Origin of the sequence: Paraburkholderia fungorum (assembly GCF_902833645.1) — a bacterium.
Classification (GTDB): Bacteria; Pseudomonadota; Gammaproteobacteria; order Burkholderiales; family Burkholderiaceae; genus Paraburkholderia; species Paraburkholderia fungorum.
In genome coordinates, this window is the sequence record NZ_CADFGE010000002.1 from 722,152 (window position 1) to 737,978 (window position 15,827).

Consider the following 15,827-nt stretch of genomic DNA (forward strand, 5'->3'; position numbering starts at 1 on the left):
TATGGCGACGATTGCACTGTTCGATAATCCGGTCTAGATTGCACGGGTTGTTAAACATTTTGAACAATGAACATGGAATTCAACGATCTTGCCGCCTTCGTTTCGGTCGCCCGTGCCGGCGGCTTTCGTGATGCCGCGCGCATCAGCGGCGTCTCGGCGTCAAGTCTGAGCATTGCCGTGCGTCGTCTCGAGTCGAAACTCGGCATGCGCCTGCTCAACCGAACCACTCGCAGCGTGGCCCCAACCGAAGCGGGACTGCGTCTGATCGAAAAGCTCACGCCCCTGTTCAGCGAGATGGAAGCCGCGCTGGACGTCCTGAACCGGTTCAGAGACAAACCGAGCGGCACACTCAAACTCAACGTCCCCTCGAGCGCCGCACGCATCGTGCTGCCGACCGTCATCCCCCGGTTCCTCAAGGCCTATCCGGACATACGCGTGGAAGTTGTGGTGGAGGACGGCTTCGTCGACGTGCTGGCAATCGGCTGCGACGCAGGCATTCGCTATGACGAGCGGCTCGAGCAGGACATGATCGCGATTCCAATCGGGCCGCGTGTGCAGCGTTTTGCTACGGCCGCAGCGCCGGACTATCTCGGCACCCATGGCCGCCCCGAACATCCGCGCGAGCTTCTCGCTCACGCATGCCTGCGTGGTCAATTTGCCGGCGGCGCGACGCCGACCTGGTACTTCGAGCAGAACGGCGAGGTGCTCCAGGTGAATCCGTCGGGACCGCTCCTCGTGAGACCGGGCGCGGCAATCGACCTGGCGATCAGCACGGCTGTCGCGGGCGTGGGGGTGATTCACCTGTTCGAGGACATGTTGCGCCCGCATCTAGATAGCGGCGCCCTGGAGCCTATCCTGGAGCCATGGTGGCAGCGCTTTTCCGGGCCGTTTCTTTACTATCCGGGCCGTCGTCATTTGCCGGCGCCGTTGCGCGTATTTGTCGACTTCCTGAAGGCAGACGGTCACGCAGAAAGTCCGGCATGACGGATGCCCTTCAACGCCGAGGCATCCGTCACGCAAGCTTGCCTCACGTGAGGCAAGCGAAGTCAGCGAGGCCGCTCAGAATGCGTGACGCATCCCCACGGTGACGGCCACTTGCGAGTTCGACGACGAAGGCGAGAGCGTGTTGATCATCGCGTGCGAGAGCACGGAGTCGGCCGGAGCGCCATGCACGTTCTGATAGACGCCTTCAAGATAGAAGTCGGTGCGCTTGCTGATCGAGTAGTCGGCCTGAAGCATTCCCGTATTCCATCCCGGCGACGAACCGTTATAGGCGCCGTGCGTATAGGTGTAAGCGCCCGACAGGCTCAACGCAGGGGTCAGCGCGTACTTGACGTTCGCTTCGTAGTTGTCGAGACGCAGCGAACCGCTCAGGCTGCCGGCGGAAGGGTCGTTTGCACCGAGGTAAGTGCCGGTTCCGAACGAGAAGACGCCCGACGCGTTGTCCAGTTGCGTGTGGCTCCAGACGAGGCCGACGGTAGCCGGCCCGAACGTGTAGTTGCCGCCCAGCGACCAGATACGCTGGCGTTGCGCAAGGAAATTCGCGCTGGTGTCGCCCGTGGTCACGGCGCCGCCCGCAGCGCCGCCCGCATTGTTGAATTGCAGATAGCCGGCCGCAAGATTGACGGGCCCCTGCGTGTAGGAAACGCCGAAACCGTATGAACGGTTGTTCGCGAAGCTGCCTGCCTGGTTGCTGAAGGCATACATCGTCTCGAAGGTGACGCCCCTATACGTCGGGCTCGTGTACTTGACCGTATTGTTCACAACGACCGAGTTGCCGGCAAGGTTGTCGTTTTCGAACGGATGCGCGGCCATGTTGCCGCCCCACGTATTGAACTCCGCCGTAAGCGGTCCGACAAGATCGTTCATCACGTCAAACTGGCGGCCGAACGTGAGGGTGCCATACGGATCGCTCTGCAAACCGACCCACGCCTGGGAACCGAAACCGTCGCCGGAGAAAGCCTGAGCGCCGTTATTCAGCAGGAAGCCTTGCTCCAGCTTGAAGACCGCATGCAGGCCGCCACCGAGATCCTCCGAGCCCTTGAGGCCGAACACCGTGTTCTGCGTCGAGCTGCTCACTTCCTGCCAGTTGCTGTGGCCGCCTTGATTATTTGTGTAGATCAATCCCGCGTCGATAAGACCATAGAGCGTCACGCTGCTTTGCGCATGCGCCGAAATAGCAAAGGCGCCCGAGAGCGCGACCACGAGTAAAGACTTTTTCATACTTGTTGGCTCCGTGATTAAGCAGTGGTGAATCTAATCCGCGATGTACGTTCGATACCGCTGGCGAGCGCGCAGATTGACACGAGACACGCGAACGGACAGGCAACGCACTGGCACGCCGGTGCGATGCGGTTGCCATACCGGTTCCACAAAAATTCGATATCGTCGGTTGGTTAGTCGGTTATTGCGTGTGGCGCATTGCAATGATTTGCCAATTGCACTTACTGACTACTGTGTGGTTTTCAATTGGATTACGCGAGCGCGTCTTACGAAGAGCGCTATCGGAAAAGGATAGTGCGATGATAAGACATCGAAAATAAATACCGCGTCAAAAAAATAAACGGGCGTGGTGCCAAAAGTACACTGGTGCATAAGTGCGCCCCGTTCGCGCCACTCGCGGTCGCTGCCGCCGTCGGTGCCGAAAACGCCAGCTTCGAGTCGGGTTCGTTTGTGATTCCCCTGATGGTTGCCGGATCGCTATGCGTGGTCGGCGCCCTGTCGTGTCTATTCGTGGTCGGTAAGGCCAAGCCGTTGCCCTTGCTTGCCCGTGCCCGAACGGCAAAGATTGCCGGGCAAGGAGCCGCCTGAAGGCGAGCGCCAGCCGCGGTTACGTCAAACCTGCTGTTCAGTTAGCCACGCTTCTGCAAGAGATGTTCCACTGGCAAAAATTGCGGTGATAATGGGGTGGAAAATTCACCCCGACGCACCCACTATGACCGACACACGCCTTAGCCCGCTGCGCAAATTTGCCGATTTCGTTCGCGATCAGCGAACCCGCCTGACCGAACAATGGATGAAGACCGTTTTTGGCGATGTCGATCTCGTCGAGGCGGACAAGCTCACGTACCAGCAACTGGCCGATCATCTGCCGGAAATTCTTGAAGGACTGTGCCGCGCGCTCGACGTCGAAGATCTCGAACGCGTCGAGCCGGCGATCGAACGCGATGCGAGACAACACGGCATAGTCCGCTGGCGCCAGGGCTATCGGATCGAAGAGCTCGTCCGCGAACTCGACCTGTTTCACCAGGTGCTCGATGAAGCACTCGAAGAATTCGCGAACCAGGACAGCACATTCACGCGCCGCCACGAAAGCCGGGCGCGGCGCATGGTTGCCGAAACCCTCAGCATGGTGACGCTCACGTCGATCAAGGAGGCGGTCAGCGAACGGGATCGCAAGATCGACGAGTACACCGGCAGACTCGAGCGCGTCAATCACGAACTGATGCTCAAGCAGCGGCTGGTCGGCGATCTCTACGAATCGCGCATGCAAATCACGCGTAGCGTGGTCCACGATCTGCGCAATTTTCTGAACGCGTTTTCGATCGCGCTGCAACTGATCGGGCGCGCGCCCGCAAAAGCAGAGACCGCGCTGGCGTTGGCTACGCGGCAGGCCGCGGATATGAAGCAACTCGTCGACCAGATGGTCGAGTACTCCGTCGTGCTCGGCGACGATACGCCACTCGCAAGCGAACAGGTCGAGTTGCGCGCGCTTTACGATGAACTCGTCGCCTCTTCGCGCCCCGCCATCGAGGCAAAGGGGCTCAAGTTGCACTCGACGTTCGACCCGGCACTATCCGTGGCGACCTCAAATCGTCTCAAGCTCAAGCAGATTGCCGTCAATCTGCTCTCCAACGCAACCAAGTACACGAAGTCCGGCAAGATCGAACTGGCCTTCGCAACGGCCGGCCCGGAGCACTGGCTGATTTGCGTGTCGGATACCGGCGTGGGTATCGCACCTTCGGATGCACACCGGGTTTTCGACGAATTCGAACGCGCTGCGGGCGACGATATTCCCGGCACGGGCTTAGGCCTCGCGATCGTCAAGGAGCTTTGTCACCTGTTGAACGCTCAGATCGACTTTTCGTCACACGAGGGCGTTGGGACCACATTCGAGATCCGCTTCCCACTGGGGCAGGAAAAAACCGAATGACCGTCCATCGGCAATGACAACAAGACCCGGCGATAAGCCTGGGTGTCGACCCTGCACAACAGCTTGAGGCGCAGCCTGGTGTCAAGCCGATCCCTGCTTACGTTTTTAATCCCGTCGCGGGGACGATTTTTCTGCAACGGGATCAGGCGGGCCTGGAAATTTAATTATTACGATTAACAAACAAAAACATTTAATTTCGTAATAAATAGCTGATTAACTCAAACCAGCTCCGCCCATAGGCGGATTGACTCACGCGCGCATTGAGGTGCAACTTTCCGAAGTTGTAGTTACGGAAATTCGGCAGCTCCTTGACAAACTCCGGCCGCGTCACCTATTTTTCTTCTGCCGCCAATATACGAATATCCGATTAAGGAAACACATCCCCCAAAGCATCGGAATATCTAATCCAGATATTTAGTTATTCTACGCATACGGCATAGAGACACAGATCTATGCGCTTTGAAGCATGTTGGTCTCAACCGCTGTACGCCAATGATTCACCGTCAATATTTCGAACTCCGATATATTTCTTTCCGGCGCGAGCGGCCTTTGTGAAACGGTATCTGAACCCACCACCAAGGATAGAGATGAAACGAGACGAGCGTTTTACCGGCCATCGCCATTATCGTCAAGGCAGGCTGCCGGCCATGGGAACCTTAGCGGTCGCAATCATCCTTCTCGGAGGCTGCGGCGGAGGAGACGGCGGCTCTTCCTCAGGCACGGCTGTGAGCATGCAGCAGACTGCAGCGAATCAGCAACTCACCCCCGAACAGGCCGCCGCGCAAGCATCGAGAGCCAATCAAACCTATATCGATCCGGTCGCCTATTCAGGCAACGCCACAGATGGCCTCGCGCCGGCTCAGGCCTCTGAGAAGGCTGCGATCATGCACTACCAGTGGAAGTTAGGCAAAACGCCGATTAACTACACCACGACCACCGGCCATCTGACGGCCTCCGATGCAAGTGGCAACCCCGAAGCCACGATGTCCTATGTCGCATACACCGCACCGAGTACCAACGGCTCGCCGCGGCCCGTCACGTTTGTCTACAACGGTGGCCCCGGCTCCGCTTCGATCTGGCTGCGGCTCGGCTCGTTCGCGCCGACGCGGGTCGCGACGCCCGACCCGCTGTTCGGGAACTGGCCGAACTATCCGATCGTCGACAATAAGGACAGCCTGATCGACACCACCGATATGGTCTTCATCGATCCGCCCGGAACAGGTCTCTCGGAGGCGATTCTGCCGAATACGAACCAGAAGTTCTGGACGACCGACGCAGACGTCAACATCATGCGTGACTTCATCCAGCGCTATCTGATGGTCAACAGCCGCAGCAGTTCGCCGATCTATCTGTATGGCGAGTCTTACGGCACGCCTCGCACCGACATGCTCGCACTGGCGCTCGAATCGGCCGGCGTGCATCTGACGGGCATCGTCCTGCAGTCGTCAATCCTGAACTATTTCGCGGATGCGATCGAGGCTGTCGCCATTACCGACTCGACGAGCGCACTGGCGTTGGATACGGATACGTTGGCGGGGTATTTCCCCGGCTACGCGGAAGTCGCTGCCTACTACAACCAGGTGTCGCCGGCGCCGCTCAATCAGGATCTGTACGCACTCCAGACCAGCCTGTTCGTCACGGCTGCGTACAACCAGTTCAGGCGGTATTCGCAATCGTGGGTGCTCAGTCAACTCGGCATACCGGATGCGCTCGGTACGCCAGTGTTTCCCAGTGCTCAGACGCTTCAGGCGTGGACCCTCCCATCCGGTTTGACCACCCAGGCGCTGCAGGGTTACTTCGGCGCGAACCCGTTCTCGACAAGCCTCCTGCCCGGCACGACAATCGGCCGCTACGACGGACGCGTGTCATTGCCGAATTCGGATCCGCGTCTGCAAAACGATGGGGACCCATCCGACATCCTGATCTCCCAGCCGTTCACTACGGCGCTGGCGACGCAGATGCCCGACTACCTGGGATATACCGCGCCGAACGCGACTTACTTGCCGCTGAACGACAACATCATCAACGTGTGGGACTTCTCGCATGACGGGCAACCCCTGCCCGACACGATCCCCGATCTGCTGGGTGCGCTGACGCTCAACCCGCAACTCAAGGTGCTGGCGGAAAACGGTTTTCATGATCTCGCCACACCGTTCCTGAATACCGAGAAACAACTGGCGCGGCTGCAAACGGTGCCCGGCCTGAAACCGGACTTACAGGTCAACTTCTTCCAGGGTGGGCATATGATCTATCTGGACGACGTCGCCCGGCCGCGAATGAAACGGGATCTGGTGCGCTTCTATCGGGGTACGCCGATTCCGGATGCGCTCGCGCTCTGGACGCTGCCCCCGCCGTGGCGCGACGAGAGTCCCGCCAGTCAGCCGACCGCGACCGCTACAGCGCAAGCCACGGCACCCTGACTGAACTGACGCGATGCGCCTCGTTCGCGATACTCTATTCACTCAATCAATGCGAGTCATCATGTCCCTTTTCGATATGTTGCGGCGTGTGTCCCCGTTACTCGTCCTCGGATGCCTGATTGGCAGCGCGCACGCGTTACCGCCGCAAGCGGTGGCGCCAGCCACACCGCCAAGCGGAGCGAGAGGTGTCGACGGGCCCTTCTTTCCTCAAAACCGTGTAGCGCCGGTCGCGCCGTCGACCGGTACGGCCCTGCAGCAGGAAGCCCAGCAACGGCTCGAAGCGCGGCTGGGCGCAAATACGGCCCTTAGCAATGGCGCGGCGGTCACGAAAACCCAGGCCCAGGCCGCGGGGCTCGGCTATGTCGCCAAGCACTTCGACCAGATCGATTCAAGCCACAAGGGGAGTGTGAGCCTGAGCGACGTCAGACAGTATCTTCAACAGCAGGGCCGCCAATAGCCAATAAACCGCCACGAGTCAGTGGCTATGAGTCGGGGCTGTTCCTGGCTGAAACAGCCCTTCTGACAAGCGCGAATGGCCGTTGCGCCATTCGCGCGCCTACCCCGCCCCGGCGCGCTTGCCGGCCGGCAAACATTCACTCATTACGCCGCCGCGATCGCTCAACCCGCGCACCACGATCTCGGACGACTTGCCGTCGCGTCTCGCCAATTCGGCAAGATCGAGCAATGCCGCGTATCTCGTCGAACAATCCTGTCGATGTTCAATCGCTCGATGCGCGCTATACGTTTCAGTGCGAGCTGCGTCCTCTCCTACTGCAATCGCCACACTCATCGCCACGATCATCGCTGCCAGCGTGGCCACCTTGCAAAACGTCCACCTGTGTAGCGCGTTGAAACGTGACCGGGGCGTGCGCGCGTTTGCCTGCCCGCTCATCCACGGCGGACCGGGACGCCCGGCCTCGCCGCCGGCTCCCGCTCGCAGGTTTTCACTCATGACCAGTGGGCCGGCACCCAGATGTTACCCACCCAGTGCCCCGGCACCCACACAACCGGACGCGGCACGGGCGCCACATAAACAACGCGCGGCGCAACATATACGGCTGGCGGGGGCGGCGGTGCATAAACCACCGGAGGCGGCGGCACATACACAACCGGAGGCGGTACGACCACAGCCGGCGGCGGTACAACTACAGCCGGAGGCGGTACGACGGCAACCGGCTTCGGTGCCACCACGACCGTCGTGCTGCCCGTCGCGACCACACCTGTGGTCACCACGGTCCCGCTTGTCGTCACCGTGTTGCCGCGTGTGCCCGTCGCGCTAGTCGACGTCGTCACGACACCCGGCGCAACACGCGTGGCCGTGCCGGAGTGATTCACTGTGCCGCCGTCGGACCCGGTCACCGTGCCCGAACGTGAGCATGAAGCGCCGGCGCAGTTGGTGGACGCCGAATGGTTGACCGTGTTGCCGTTCGAGCCCGTAATCGATCCGGACGACGAATACTGGCCTGGCGCCGTTCTGCTCACATCGCCGGATGTAGTGGCGGTTTTGCCGTCCGGTCCGGTAAGGCTGCCGGTATGCGAACAGGTGCCGCCCGCGCAATTGGTGTCGCCGGCATGCTGGACCTGGTTGCCGTAACGTCCGGTCGCCGTGCCTGAATTCGAGAACTGGCCTGGGGCGGTTCGGGTCACCGTGCCCGTGTTGGTCGCCAAACCGCCGTAGGGGCCGGCCACGCCGCCGGCATGCGAACAACTGCCACCGCCGCATGAGCCGTAACGCGCACCGTTATAAGTGCCGCGTGATGTGTAGGCGGTGCCATGCTGCGACCAGGCAAAGGCCGACCCGCTGCCGAGCGCGAGTACGGCCACGGCTGCACTGAGCGCAAGCTTGCGCAGCGCGCGGCGTGCGGATGCGGCGGTCGTCACGAGGGCCCGGGATGCGGCGCTGGCCGGAACGATGAACGAGCAGTTTTTCATGGAAAGTCCTTCCTGATTTCGGGCCACTTTTGCGCACTGCGGCGTGGCGACAAACGGACTATAGAAGGACCCGCGGACTTAATCAGCAGCGAAGATATGTCACCCCGTTTCACCGCGGCAGAGGCCCACGGGACAAGGCTTTTCGGGCGGTTCGAACAGGCCGTGACATCGCGCGACATAACTTGCTTGCGGCCAGTCCCGCCGCATGTCGCGTGCAGCGTCGAAGAGCGCGGCGCCCCTGTTCGACACCGCCTGACACTTTTCCGCAAAACGCGTGTCGTAGGGTTCGATGGATAGACCGGCGCAAACCGCCGACCTGTCACCCGCTTACTCTTCAAGAGGCGCTCATGTCGACAAAACGCGAGTCGAAGTCCAAAGCCAAGGCAAAAGAAAGCACGGCGAAAGCAGAAGGCAAACGACAGTCGTCCAGCAAAACCGCGGCATCCGGCAAAAAAGCCGCCGCACTCGCCAGCGGCACGAAGCAGCCGGCGGAAACTGCCGCCGCCACAGCGCTCCGGCCACGGATGCTGGACAGGCCCGTATTCGCACAGCCTCAACCAACCGCCGATCCAACGGTATTTCGCGTGCCCCATCCATCGGACGACGCGGCCTACAAGGAAATCGACTTACTCAATGCGGAGCACAAGCTGTTTCCGTTGCCCTTTCCCGCACCCAGAGGCGGCGTAGAGCCCCAGCTCACGCTCGCTGACGTCATGGGCGGCAATGCAACCGCCATCGACAGAATCACAGCCGCCGGACAACTGGTGTTTCATGCGCTGGGAGATTGTGGCAGCACGAAGGGCCCGGCCACCCAGAACGAAGTGGCCGACAAATTGACCGCCGACTTCAATGAAGCCAGTGCCAGCGAGGTGCCGCAATTCGCGTTGCTGCTCGGCGACGTGGTCTATAACTTCGGCGAAGGCCAGTACTACTACGATCAGTTTTACGAACCGTATCGGAACTATCCGGCGCCGATCCTCGCCTGCGCCGGCAACCACGACGGCATGGTGTCGCCCGAGGCGCACGCCGCCAGTCTCACCGCGTATCTGCGAAATTTTTGCGCGGAGAGCTTCGCCGTGACACCCGAAGCCGGCGGCTTGTCGCGCACGGCGCAAATCCAGCCGGGCGTATTCTTCACGTTCGAGGCGCCGTTCCTGCGCGTGCTGGTGATTTACAGCAACACGCTCGAAGATCCCGGCGTCATTGCGGACCCGAGGATCGGGACTACGCAGCTCGACTTTCTCGACGCCGCGCTCAAGCGCGTCAAGGCCGAGAAATTCAGCGGCGCACTGCTGATCGCGAATCATCATCCGCCGTATAGCGCGGGTGGCCACGGATCGAGCGTCGACATGCTGGCGCAGATCGACAAAATCTGCGAAGCCAACGGCGTGTGGCCACATGCGTTTCTTTCCGGTCACGCCCACAATTATCAGCGCTTTACCCGTACACGAAATGCGGACGGCACGCAGATTCCCTACCTGGTATGCGGCAACGGCGGACACGGACTGATCAAGCTCGCCGCGCAAGGGGCGGCCGCCATCCGCGCGCCGCAGATCATGCAGGCGGCGTCGGCCACTACGGACCAGGTCGTCCTCGAAAACTACGACGACACCAATTACGGTTATCTGCGCATTGTCGTCACCGCAGCGCAGTTGCGGATCGAGTATCACTCGGCGTCCGACGGTCTCAACACGAAAGCGCCAAACGACTACGTGACGGTCGACCTCGCCTCGCGCCAGGTGGCGCATTTCGTTGCGCCGGACATGGGGCACCCGAAGGCGGCACGAGCCGTGCGTGCTTTGGTGCGGCGCTAGCGGCGGAATCTCGCGCCGGGGCCCGGCGCCGCTCCTCCTCGTCCGGACGCCCGCGCCGATAATTGCCTCCGGGCGCGTTGCGACTACGATTTTTCGCAAACCTGCGTTTACACCGGATCACCTGTTTTTGCCGGGGCAAAACCATGTAATCTCTCGGTTTTCTTCCAGAACGAAAACAGATGAGTCGAGCGTTGGCGAGGGCACAACTACTACAAACGGGGGCACGCAGGCGCCGCCGCCCTATCGTTCTTCGTTTGCGCTGCACTGTGGTGCTACTGGCGTGCGGGGTCGCCGCCTTCGCACGTCCCGCTCAGGCAGCCGAATCCGCCTGCGGCGCCCAAGGCGGGCCGGCCGGCCGCCCCTCCGTTGGTCTCGTGCTGTCCGGCGGCGGCGCGCGAGGCTATGCCCACCTCGGCGTGCTGAAGGTACTCGAGGAAAACCGCATTCCGGTCGATTGCATCGCCGGCACCAGCATGGGCTCGGTGGTCGGCGGCCTGTACGCGAGCGGCATGACGGCGCAGGACATGCAAAACCGCCTCGCGGGGATCAATCTCGCCGACATCGCATTCGATATCACCGAACGCGCCGATCTGCCGCAATCGCGCCGCGAGGACGAGCGGCTGTATGTGAATAGCCTGTCGCTCGGCTACGGCGCCAATGGTTTCCGTTTGCCGGTCGGGCTTGTCCAGGGCAATCGCCTGCAGGCCCTGTTGCAGGACTGGACCTCCGCCGTGCCGGGCAACGTATCGTTCGACCGCTTGCCCATCCCCTATCGGGCGATCGCCACCGATCTGCGCACCGGCCAGAAGGTCGTGCTCGATCACGGTTCGCTGCCGCAGGCGATTCGCGCCAGCATGGCATTGCCTGGCCTGTTCGCGCCGGCCGATATCGACGGGCGCACGCTGGTGGACGGTGGCATTGTCAGCAATCTGCCGATCGAAACGGCGCGCGGCATGGGGGCGAACGTCGTGATCGCCGTCGATATCGGCTCACCGCTGCGGCCGCTGGATGCGCTGGCTTCGCCCGCCGACGTGATGCAACAGATGATCGGCATCCTGATTCACCAGAACGTTGCGCGCCAACGTGAACAGTTGCAACCCGGTGACGTCGTGATCGAACCGGCGCTCGGCTCGCTGAGCTTTACCGATTTCGCCAACGCGAGCCAGGCGATCGCGGCCGGCGCCGCCGCCACGCGCGCGGTGCTGCCGCAGCTTGAGCATCTGGCGCTCTCGCCCGCCGACTACGCCGCGTGGCGCGCCCGGCATGGTGCGCCGGCCATGCGTCCGGTACGGATCACGCAGATCGAGATTGCGTCGCAAGGCGCGGTGCCCGAGTCACGCATTCGCAATGCGTTGCATGTCAAACCCGGCGACGTGTACGACCCGAGTGCGCTCAACAAGGACTTGCTGGCGCTCTCCAACACGGGCGACTTCGCCAGCGTGAGCCAGCAACTCGTCGACGACGGCGACGACCATAAACTCGTCATCTCCGCGCAGCAGAAGCAATGGGGGCCGAATTTCCTGCTGTTCGGACTCGGTCTATCGAGTAGCTCGACAGACGAAGGCGGCTTCCGGCTGCATCTCGGTTATCGCCGGCCGTGGCTCACTTCGTCCGGGCTCGAAGGACGCGTGGACGGGACCGTCGGCAGCGACCTGATCGACCTGCACGCCGAGTTGCGGCAACCGTTGTCCACTTCATTCGGCTATTACGTCGCGCCCTATGTCGAGTTTCAGCGCCGCTACGCCAACCTCTACGACGATTCAGGCAACATCAAGGTTACGCAATACCTGTTGCAGACCGAGCGCGCCGGGCTCGACTTCGGCATACCGCTTGCGCGTCTCGGCGACTTCCGGATCGGCGTAGCGTACGCGCACGGCTTCGCTTCGCCGCAATACAATTTGCCGCTGGACGACGGTACGCCTAACCCGCCGCTGCTGTTCCCCGATATTTACGGGCGGCAGCTCAGCGCGCGCGCACGTCTCGTGATCGATCAGCTCGACGATCCGCTGTTTGCCCGCAAAGGTTATTTCGGCGAACTACGCGTGGAACGTTCGTTGTTCGCGGGCAGCGACAGCTTCACCGAGGTATATGGCAAAAGCATCGTCGCGGCCAGTTATGGGCGGCACAGCATCAACGCGAGCATAGAAGCGGGCAACGACTTCGGCGGCACCAACCTGACCAATCCGTTCGGCTTCACGCTAGGCGGCTTCCAGCATCTGTCGGCCTATGCCGCCGACCAACTGTCCGGCAATTCCATGCTGTACGGCCAGGTCACGTACATGAATCAGCTCGCTGTCTTCAACGCGTCGCCGATTCGCGGCCTGTTTGCGGGGCTGAGCATTGAAGCCGGCAACGTCTGGAACCGCGATTCCGAATTCGGCAGCGGACCGCTGAAGCGCAGCGTAACGATTTTCACCGCGTTGACCAGCTCCTTCGGACCGATATATCTGGGTATAGCATTCGCGCCAAGCGGCCGCCATAACTTCTACTTCCAGTTGGGCCATACCTATTGACGCTGCCCGGAACAGCGCATTTCACGCCACGGTCCCCACCGGCCAGCTCATTTCGAAGCGCGCGCCGCCGAGCGTCACGGGATCGGTGACGGCAATGCGGCCGTGGTGGGCGCGCAGCACCTGTTGCGTAATAGCCAGACCGAGACCATAGCCGCCGGTCTGGCGATCGAGCCGCACGAAGGCATCGAAAATGCGCGCCCGCTGGTCGGGCGGCACGCCTGTGCCGTCGTCTTCCACGTAGATTTCCACGTTGCCGTGCCTGACGCTCAGGCCGACCATGATTCGCGACTGCGCGTACTTACTCGCGTTGCGCAGCAAGTTTCGCATTGCGTAAGACATGAGGCGCTTATCCATGACAACGCGGAGCGACGGGTCGACCCCGGTTTGCGCGATCAGTTGCTTGTCCGCGTACAGCAACGTGGCATCGGTGATCTGGCTGTCGAACCATGCCGCAAGCGCGGTCGATTCGAGGTTCGATTGCAGCGAGCTGTATTCGAGGCGCGCGTAGGTCAGGCTCATGTCGATGAGCTCGTCGAGTTCGGTGACATCCTGGCCGATGCTTGCCAATGCGCTGTTGTATTCGGCCGCGGAAGCGGGTTCGCGAAGGTTCTCCAGCGCGAAGCGCACGCGGGCGAGAGGCGTGCGCAGTTCATGGGAGATGCCGTTGGTGAGTTCGCGCTGCGCGGCGATCAGGCGTTCCATGCGTTCGGCCAGCGCGTTCAGCGTACGCGCCAAAGGCCCGATTATCACGCTATGCGATTCGCGGGCACGGGTGTTGAAGCGGCCGCCGGTGAAGTCGATTGCGCGTTCGCGGACCATCACCAGGTCCAGCCAGACCGGACGCATCCAGCGGTAGGCGGTTATTGCCGGCAGCAACAGCGTGACCAATGCAATGGGTATCGACGCCTGTGCCGTTGCCAGCGTTTGCCAGATCGACGGCGATGTTTTAAGCGCGAGGCTCAGGGTGGTGATCGATGCCAACAGCACTAGCGCTGTTAGCGTTAGCAGGCGCAGGTAGACGCGCAGGTACAGTCTCGACCAGCTCGGAATCCGGTCTGCCCGCGTGTCCGTCCACGAGCGGCGGAAACGGTGTAAGCGCCACCTGACGTAGCGATAGGGGCTGAGTTTCTTTTGCTCCGCAGCAGGTGGCATTTCTTTCTTCTCTTCGCTTCTTTTGATGCGGTTGTGGTCTATCCGGAGCGCTGCTAGACCCTCTGCACAAATGCCAGAGTTTGCTCCGCTACCCTTTCACGTTCGTTGTCCAGTGTGATCATGTGATAGCTGTCGGTCAAGCGCACGAGGGTCACCGAGCGGCTCCCCAGATTCTCGCATACGAATTCCGCGGAACGGATGCTCGTCACCTCGTCTTCCTCCGAATGCATCACCAGGGTTTCGCACGTTACGCGGCCCAGCGCCCGCTTCACCGCGAAGCGCATCCAGTCGACCTGCTCGATCGCCGACAGCGGCACGTACGGATAGTGAACGCCGCTGCCCTTCTGCACATGGCGACGGATCAGGTTGCGAATACGCGCGTTCTTGATGCCGAACGGCTCGCCCTCCGGAACGCGAATCAGATGACGCAGCCCCGGCACGCAGTACATCAGATAGCGCAGCGGACGCAGACGCGAACCGCCCCAGCCGTCGAGGAATAACGGCGGCGACAGCAGAATCAGGCGCCCCGTCGTCATGCGCTCGCGCGCACTCAACATCAATGCGAGCAATGCGCCCATCGAAATGCCCGCGACGTCCACACGCTCGTAACGCGCTATCAGCTCGCGGTATGTGTGGCTCAGCAACTGCATGTAGTCGCTCAGCGTCACCCGGCTCAATGCGTCTGGGTTCGAGCCGTGGCCCGGCAGCGACGGCAAATGCACGTCGTAACCGATCTGCTCGAACTTGCGGTCGAGCGCGCCAAAATCATGGCGCGTGCCACCCAAACCGTGAATCATCAACACGGCATGGCCGGAGAGTGGGGAAACGCGAGCGGACATCACTAAGCCTGTGGTTGCACAAGCCTGCGATCCTAATCATCCGCGCCTTGCATGACTGTCGATTTGCTACCGCATTTGTGGAGTTTTGTCGGCCGATTTTTCGACGTATTACTCAATCGAAACTCAATGCCCACTCACTTTTGACCCCGGCTGCCCCTCAGTGCCGGCTACAGCAAACGCCTTCAGTCCCACGCCAGCTTGCTGAACTGATAGCCCTTGCCGCGGACCGTTTTGATGCGCTGCGGAGTACCGGAGTCGTCGTGCAGTTTGCGGCGCAGCTTGGAAATGCCGCCGTCGATCGTGCGGTCGAGGCCGTCGAATTCGATACCGCGCAGCTGCCGCATCAATTCGTCGCGGCTCACCACTTCGCCCGCGCAACTCACCAGTGCCCAGAGCAAGTCGAACTCTGCCGAGGTCAGATCGGGCAGGCTGCCGTCCGGCAGCTTGACCGTGCGGCTGGCCCGGCTGATCTCGAACTTGCCGAAGGTGTAGCTCTCGGGTTGAGCGTTCTCCACCGGCCGCGTGGTCACGCGGCGCAGTTGCGCCTTGATGCGCGCCAGCAGCACGCGTGGTTCGACCGGCTTATGCACGTAATCGTCCGCGCCGAATTCGAGGCCCAGCACTTCGTCGAACTGCTCGTCGCGCGCAGTCACCATGATGATCACGCCGTCGAATTGCTCGCGCGCCTCGCGGCAAATCTGAAAGCCGTCCTTGCCAGGCAGGTTCACGTCGAGAATCACCAGGTCCGGGCGGCGCTTGAAAATGGCCGGCACGGCGTCGTTACCGTGCAGCACCGTCTCGACCTCGTAGTCGTGTTTGCGCAGGTAACCCGCGACCAGCGCCGACAGGCGGTCATCGTCTTCGACAAGCAGAATCCGGAATGGCATGGGACGAATCGTTCAGGGCTAGTTGTTTCAGTAGCGGCGGGCAGCGGCGGCTGCGGCATAGCGCGGTGCACGGCCAGCAAGCGACTGTGACGCGCCGGATACCTATCCGCACAGCGC

Annotated in this window: 13 protein-coding genes; 7 read left to right on the forward strand and 6 right to left on the reverse strand. The window is 61.5% G+C overall.

Features of this window, described 5'->3' with window-relative positions:
• Positions 1 to 72 precede the first annotated feature (72 nt).
• The gene (locus HWX91_RS09935) at positions 73 to 984 is read left to right on the forward strand and encodes a LysR family transcriptional regulator (RefSeq protein WP_028198241.1); all 912 of its coding nucleotides are present in this window, start codon (positions 73 to 75) and stop codon (positions 982 to 984) included.
• Between the two features lie 75 nt (positions 985 to 1,059).
• Here HWX91_RS09935 and HWX91_RS09940 read toward each other — a convergent pair whose 3' ends face one another.
• The gene (locus HWX91_RS09940; RefSeq protein ID WP_028198242.1) at positions 1,060 to 2,223 is read right to left on the reverse strand and encodes a porin; all 1,164 of its coding nucleotides are present in this window, start codon (positions 2,221 to 2,223) and stop codon (positions 1,060 to 1,062) included.
• A gap of 366 nt (positions 2,224 to 2,589) precedes the next feature.
• Here HWX91_RS09940 and HWX91_RS09945 point away from each other — a divergent pair, with 366 nt between their 5' ends.
• From HWX91_RS09945 to HWX91_RS09960, 4 genes are all read left to right on the forward strand, one after another.
• Positions 2,590 to 2,811: a hypothetical protein gene (locus HWX91_RS09945; RefSeq protein ID WP_028198243.1), complete on the forward strand. Its 222-nt coding sequence runs from the start codon at positions 2,590 to 2,592 to the stop codon at positions 2,809 to 2,811.
• A 124-nt stretch (positions 2,812 to 2,935) separates the two neighbouring features.
• Entirely contained in the window at positions 2,936 to 4,153 is a 1,218-nt protein-coding gene (locus HWX91_RS09950) for a sensor histidine kinase (protein WP_028198244.1), read from the forward strand.
• A gap of 587 nt (positions 4,154 to 4,740) precedes the next feature.
• Positions 4,741 to 6,573, forward strand: a complete 1,833-nt coding sequence (locus HWX91_RS09955) for a S10 family serine carboxypeptidase-like protein (RefSeq protein ID WP_028198245.1) — start codon at positions 4,741 to 4,743, stop codon at positions 6,571 to 6,573.
• A gap of 61 nt (positions 6,574 to 6,634) precedes the next feature.
• Positions 6,635 to 7,030 carry a hypothetical protein gene (locus tag HWX91_RS09960; protein WP_028198246.1) on the forward strand — a complete coding sequence of 132 codons (396 nt, stop codon included), beginning with the start codon at positions 6,635 to 6,637 and terminating at the stop codon, positions 7,028 to 7,030.
• Between the two features lie 99 nt (positions 7,031 to 7,129).
• On the opposite strand, the gene HWX91_RS09965 is transcribed toward HWX91_RS09960, so the two are convergent.
• Entirely contained in the window at positions 7,130 to 7,525 is a 396-nt protein-coding gene (locus HWX91_RS09965; RefSeq protein ID WP_244144035.1) for a hypothetical protein, read from the reverse strand.
• The gene (locus HWX91_RS09970; RefSeq protein ID WP_028198247.1) at positions 7,522 to 8,505 is read right to left on the reverse strand and encodes a hypothetical protein; all 984 of its coding nucleotides are present in this window, start codon (positions 8,503 to 8,505) and stop codon (positions 7,522 to 7,524) included. The genes HWX91_RS09965 and HWX91_RS09970 overlap by 4 nt, the downstream gene beginning before the upstream one ends.
• Before the next feature lie 347 nt (positions 8,506 to 8,852).
• Between HWX91_RS09970 and HWX91_RS09975 the strand changes: the two genes are divergently transcribed.
• Positions 8,853 to 10,319 (forward strand): metallophosphoesterase family protein, encoded by a 1,467-nt coding sequence (locus tag HWX91_RS09975; RefSeq protein ID WP_028198248.1) that lies wholly within the window; start codon positions 8,853 to 8,855, stop codon positions 10,317 to 10,319.
• A gap of 179 nt (positions 10,320 to 10,498) precedes the next feature.
• Entirely contained in the window at positions 10,499 to 12,832 is a 2,334-nt protein-coding gene (locus HWX91_RS09980; RefSeq protein WP_081833178.1) for a patatin-like phospholipase family protein, read from the forward strand.
• A 21-nt stretch (positions 12,833 to 12,853) separates the two neighbouring features.
• Here the strand turns inward: HWX91_RS09980 and HWX91_RS09985 are convergent, their stop codons facing one another.
• The 3 genes from HWX91_RS09985 to HWX91_RS09995 all read right to left on the reverse strand — a co-directional run bounded on the left by HWX91_RS09985 (position 12,854) and on the right by HWX91_RS09995 (position 15,710).
• Positions 12,854 to 13,984, reverse strand: a complete 1,131-nt coding sequence (locus HWX91_RS09985) for an ATP-binding protein (RefSeq protein WP_028198249.1) — start codon at positions 13,982 to 13,984, stop codon at positions 12,854 to 12,856.
• A 53-nt stretch (positions 13,985 to 14,037) separates the two neighbouring features.
• Positions 14,038 to 14,823 (reverse strand): alpha/beta hydrolase, encoded by a 786-nt coding sequence (locus HWX91_RS09990; RefSeq protein WP_042275883.1) that lies wholly within the window; start codon positions 14,821 to 14,823, stop codon positions 14,038 to 14,040.
• Positions 14,824 to 15,005: 182 nt separating this feature from the next.
• On the reverse strand, positions 15,006 to 15,710 hold the full coding sequence (locus tag HWX91_RS09995; RefSeq protein ID WP_028198250.1) for a response regulator: 705 nt from the start codon (positions 15,708 to 15,710) through the stop codon (positions 15,006 to 15,008).
• Between the last annotated feature and the right edge of the window lie 117 nt (positions 15,711 to 15,827).

Coding starts and splice junctions, on each gene's coding strand:
- HWX91_RS09935 (WP_028198241.1), top strand. CDS start 73: ATGGAATTCAACGATCTTGCCGCCTTCGTTTCGGTCGCCCGTGCCGGC.
- HWX91_RS09940 (WP_028198242.1), bottom strand. CDS start 2,223: ATGAAAAAGTCTTTACTCGTGGTCGCGCTCTCGGGCGCCTTTGCTATT.
- HWX91_RS09950 (WP_028198244.1), top strand. CDS start 2,936: ATGACCGACACACGCCTTAGCCCGCTGCGCAAATTTGCCGATTTCGTT.
- HWX91_RS09955 (WP_028198245.1), top strand. CDS start 4,741: ATGAAACGAGACGAGCGTTTTACCGGCCATCGCCATTATCGTCAAGGC.
- HWX91_RS09960 (WP_028198246.1), top strand. CDS start 6,635: ATGTCCCTTTTCGATATGTTGCGGCGTGTGTCCCCGTTACTCGTCCTC.
- HWX91_RS09965 (WP_244144035.1), bottom strand. CDS start 7,525: ATGAGTGAAAACCTGCGAGCGGGAGCCGGCGGCGAGGCCGGGCGTCCC.
- HWX91_RS09970 (WP_028198247.1), bottom strand. CDS start 8,505: ATGAAAAACTGCTCGTTCATCGTTCCGGCCAGCGCCGCATCCCGGGCC.
- HWX91_RS09975 (WP_028198248.1), top strand. CDS start 8,853: ATGTCGACAAAACGCGAGTCGAAGTCCAAAGCCAAGGCAAAAGAAAGC.
- HWX91_RS09980 (WP_081833178.1), top strand. CDS start 10,499: ATGAGTCGAGCGTTGGCGAGGGCACAACTACTACAAACGGGGGCACGC.
- HWX91_RS09985 (WP_028198249.1), bottom strand. CDS start 13,984: ATGCCACCTGCTGCGGAGCAAAAGAAACTCAGCCCCTATCGCTACGTC.
- HWX91_RS09990 (WP_042275883.1), bottom strand. CDS start 14,823: ATGTCCGCTCGCGTTTCCCCACTCTCCGGCCATGCCGTGTTGATGATT.
- HWX91_RS09995 (WP_028198250.1), bottom strand. CDS start 15,710: ATGCCATTCCGGATTCTGCTTGTCGAAGACGATGACCGCCTGTCGGCG.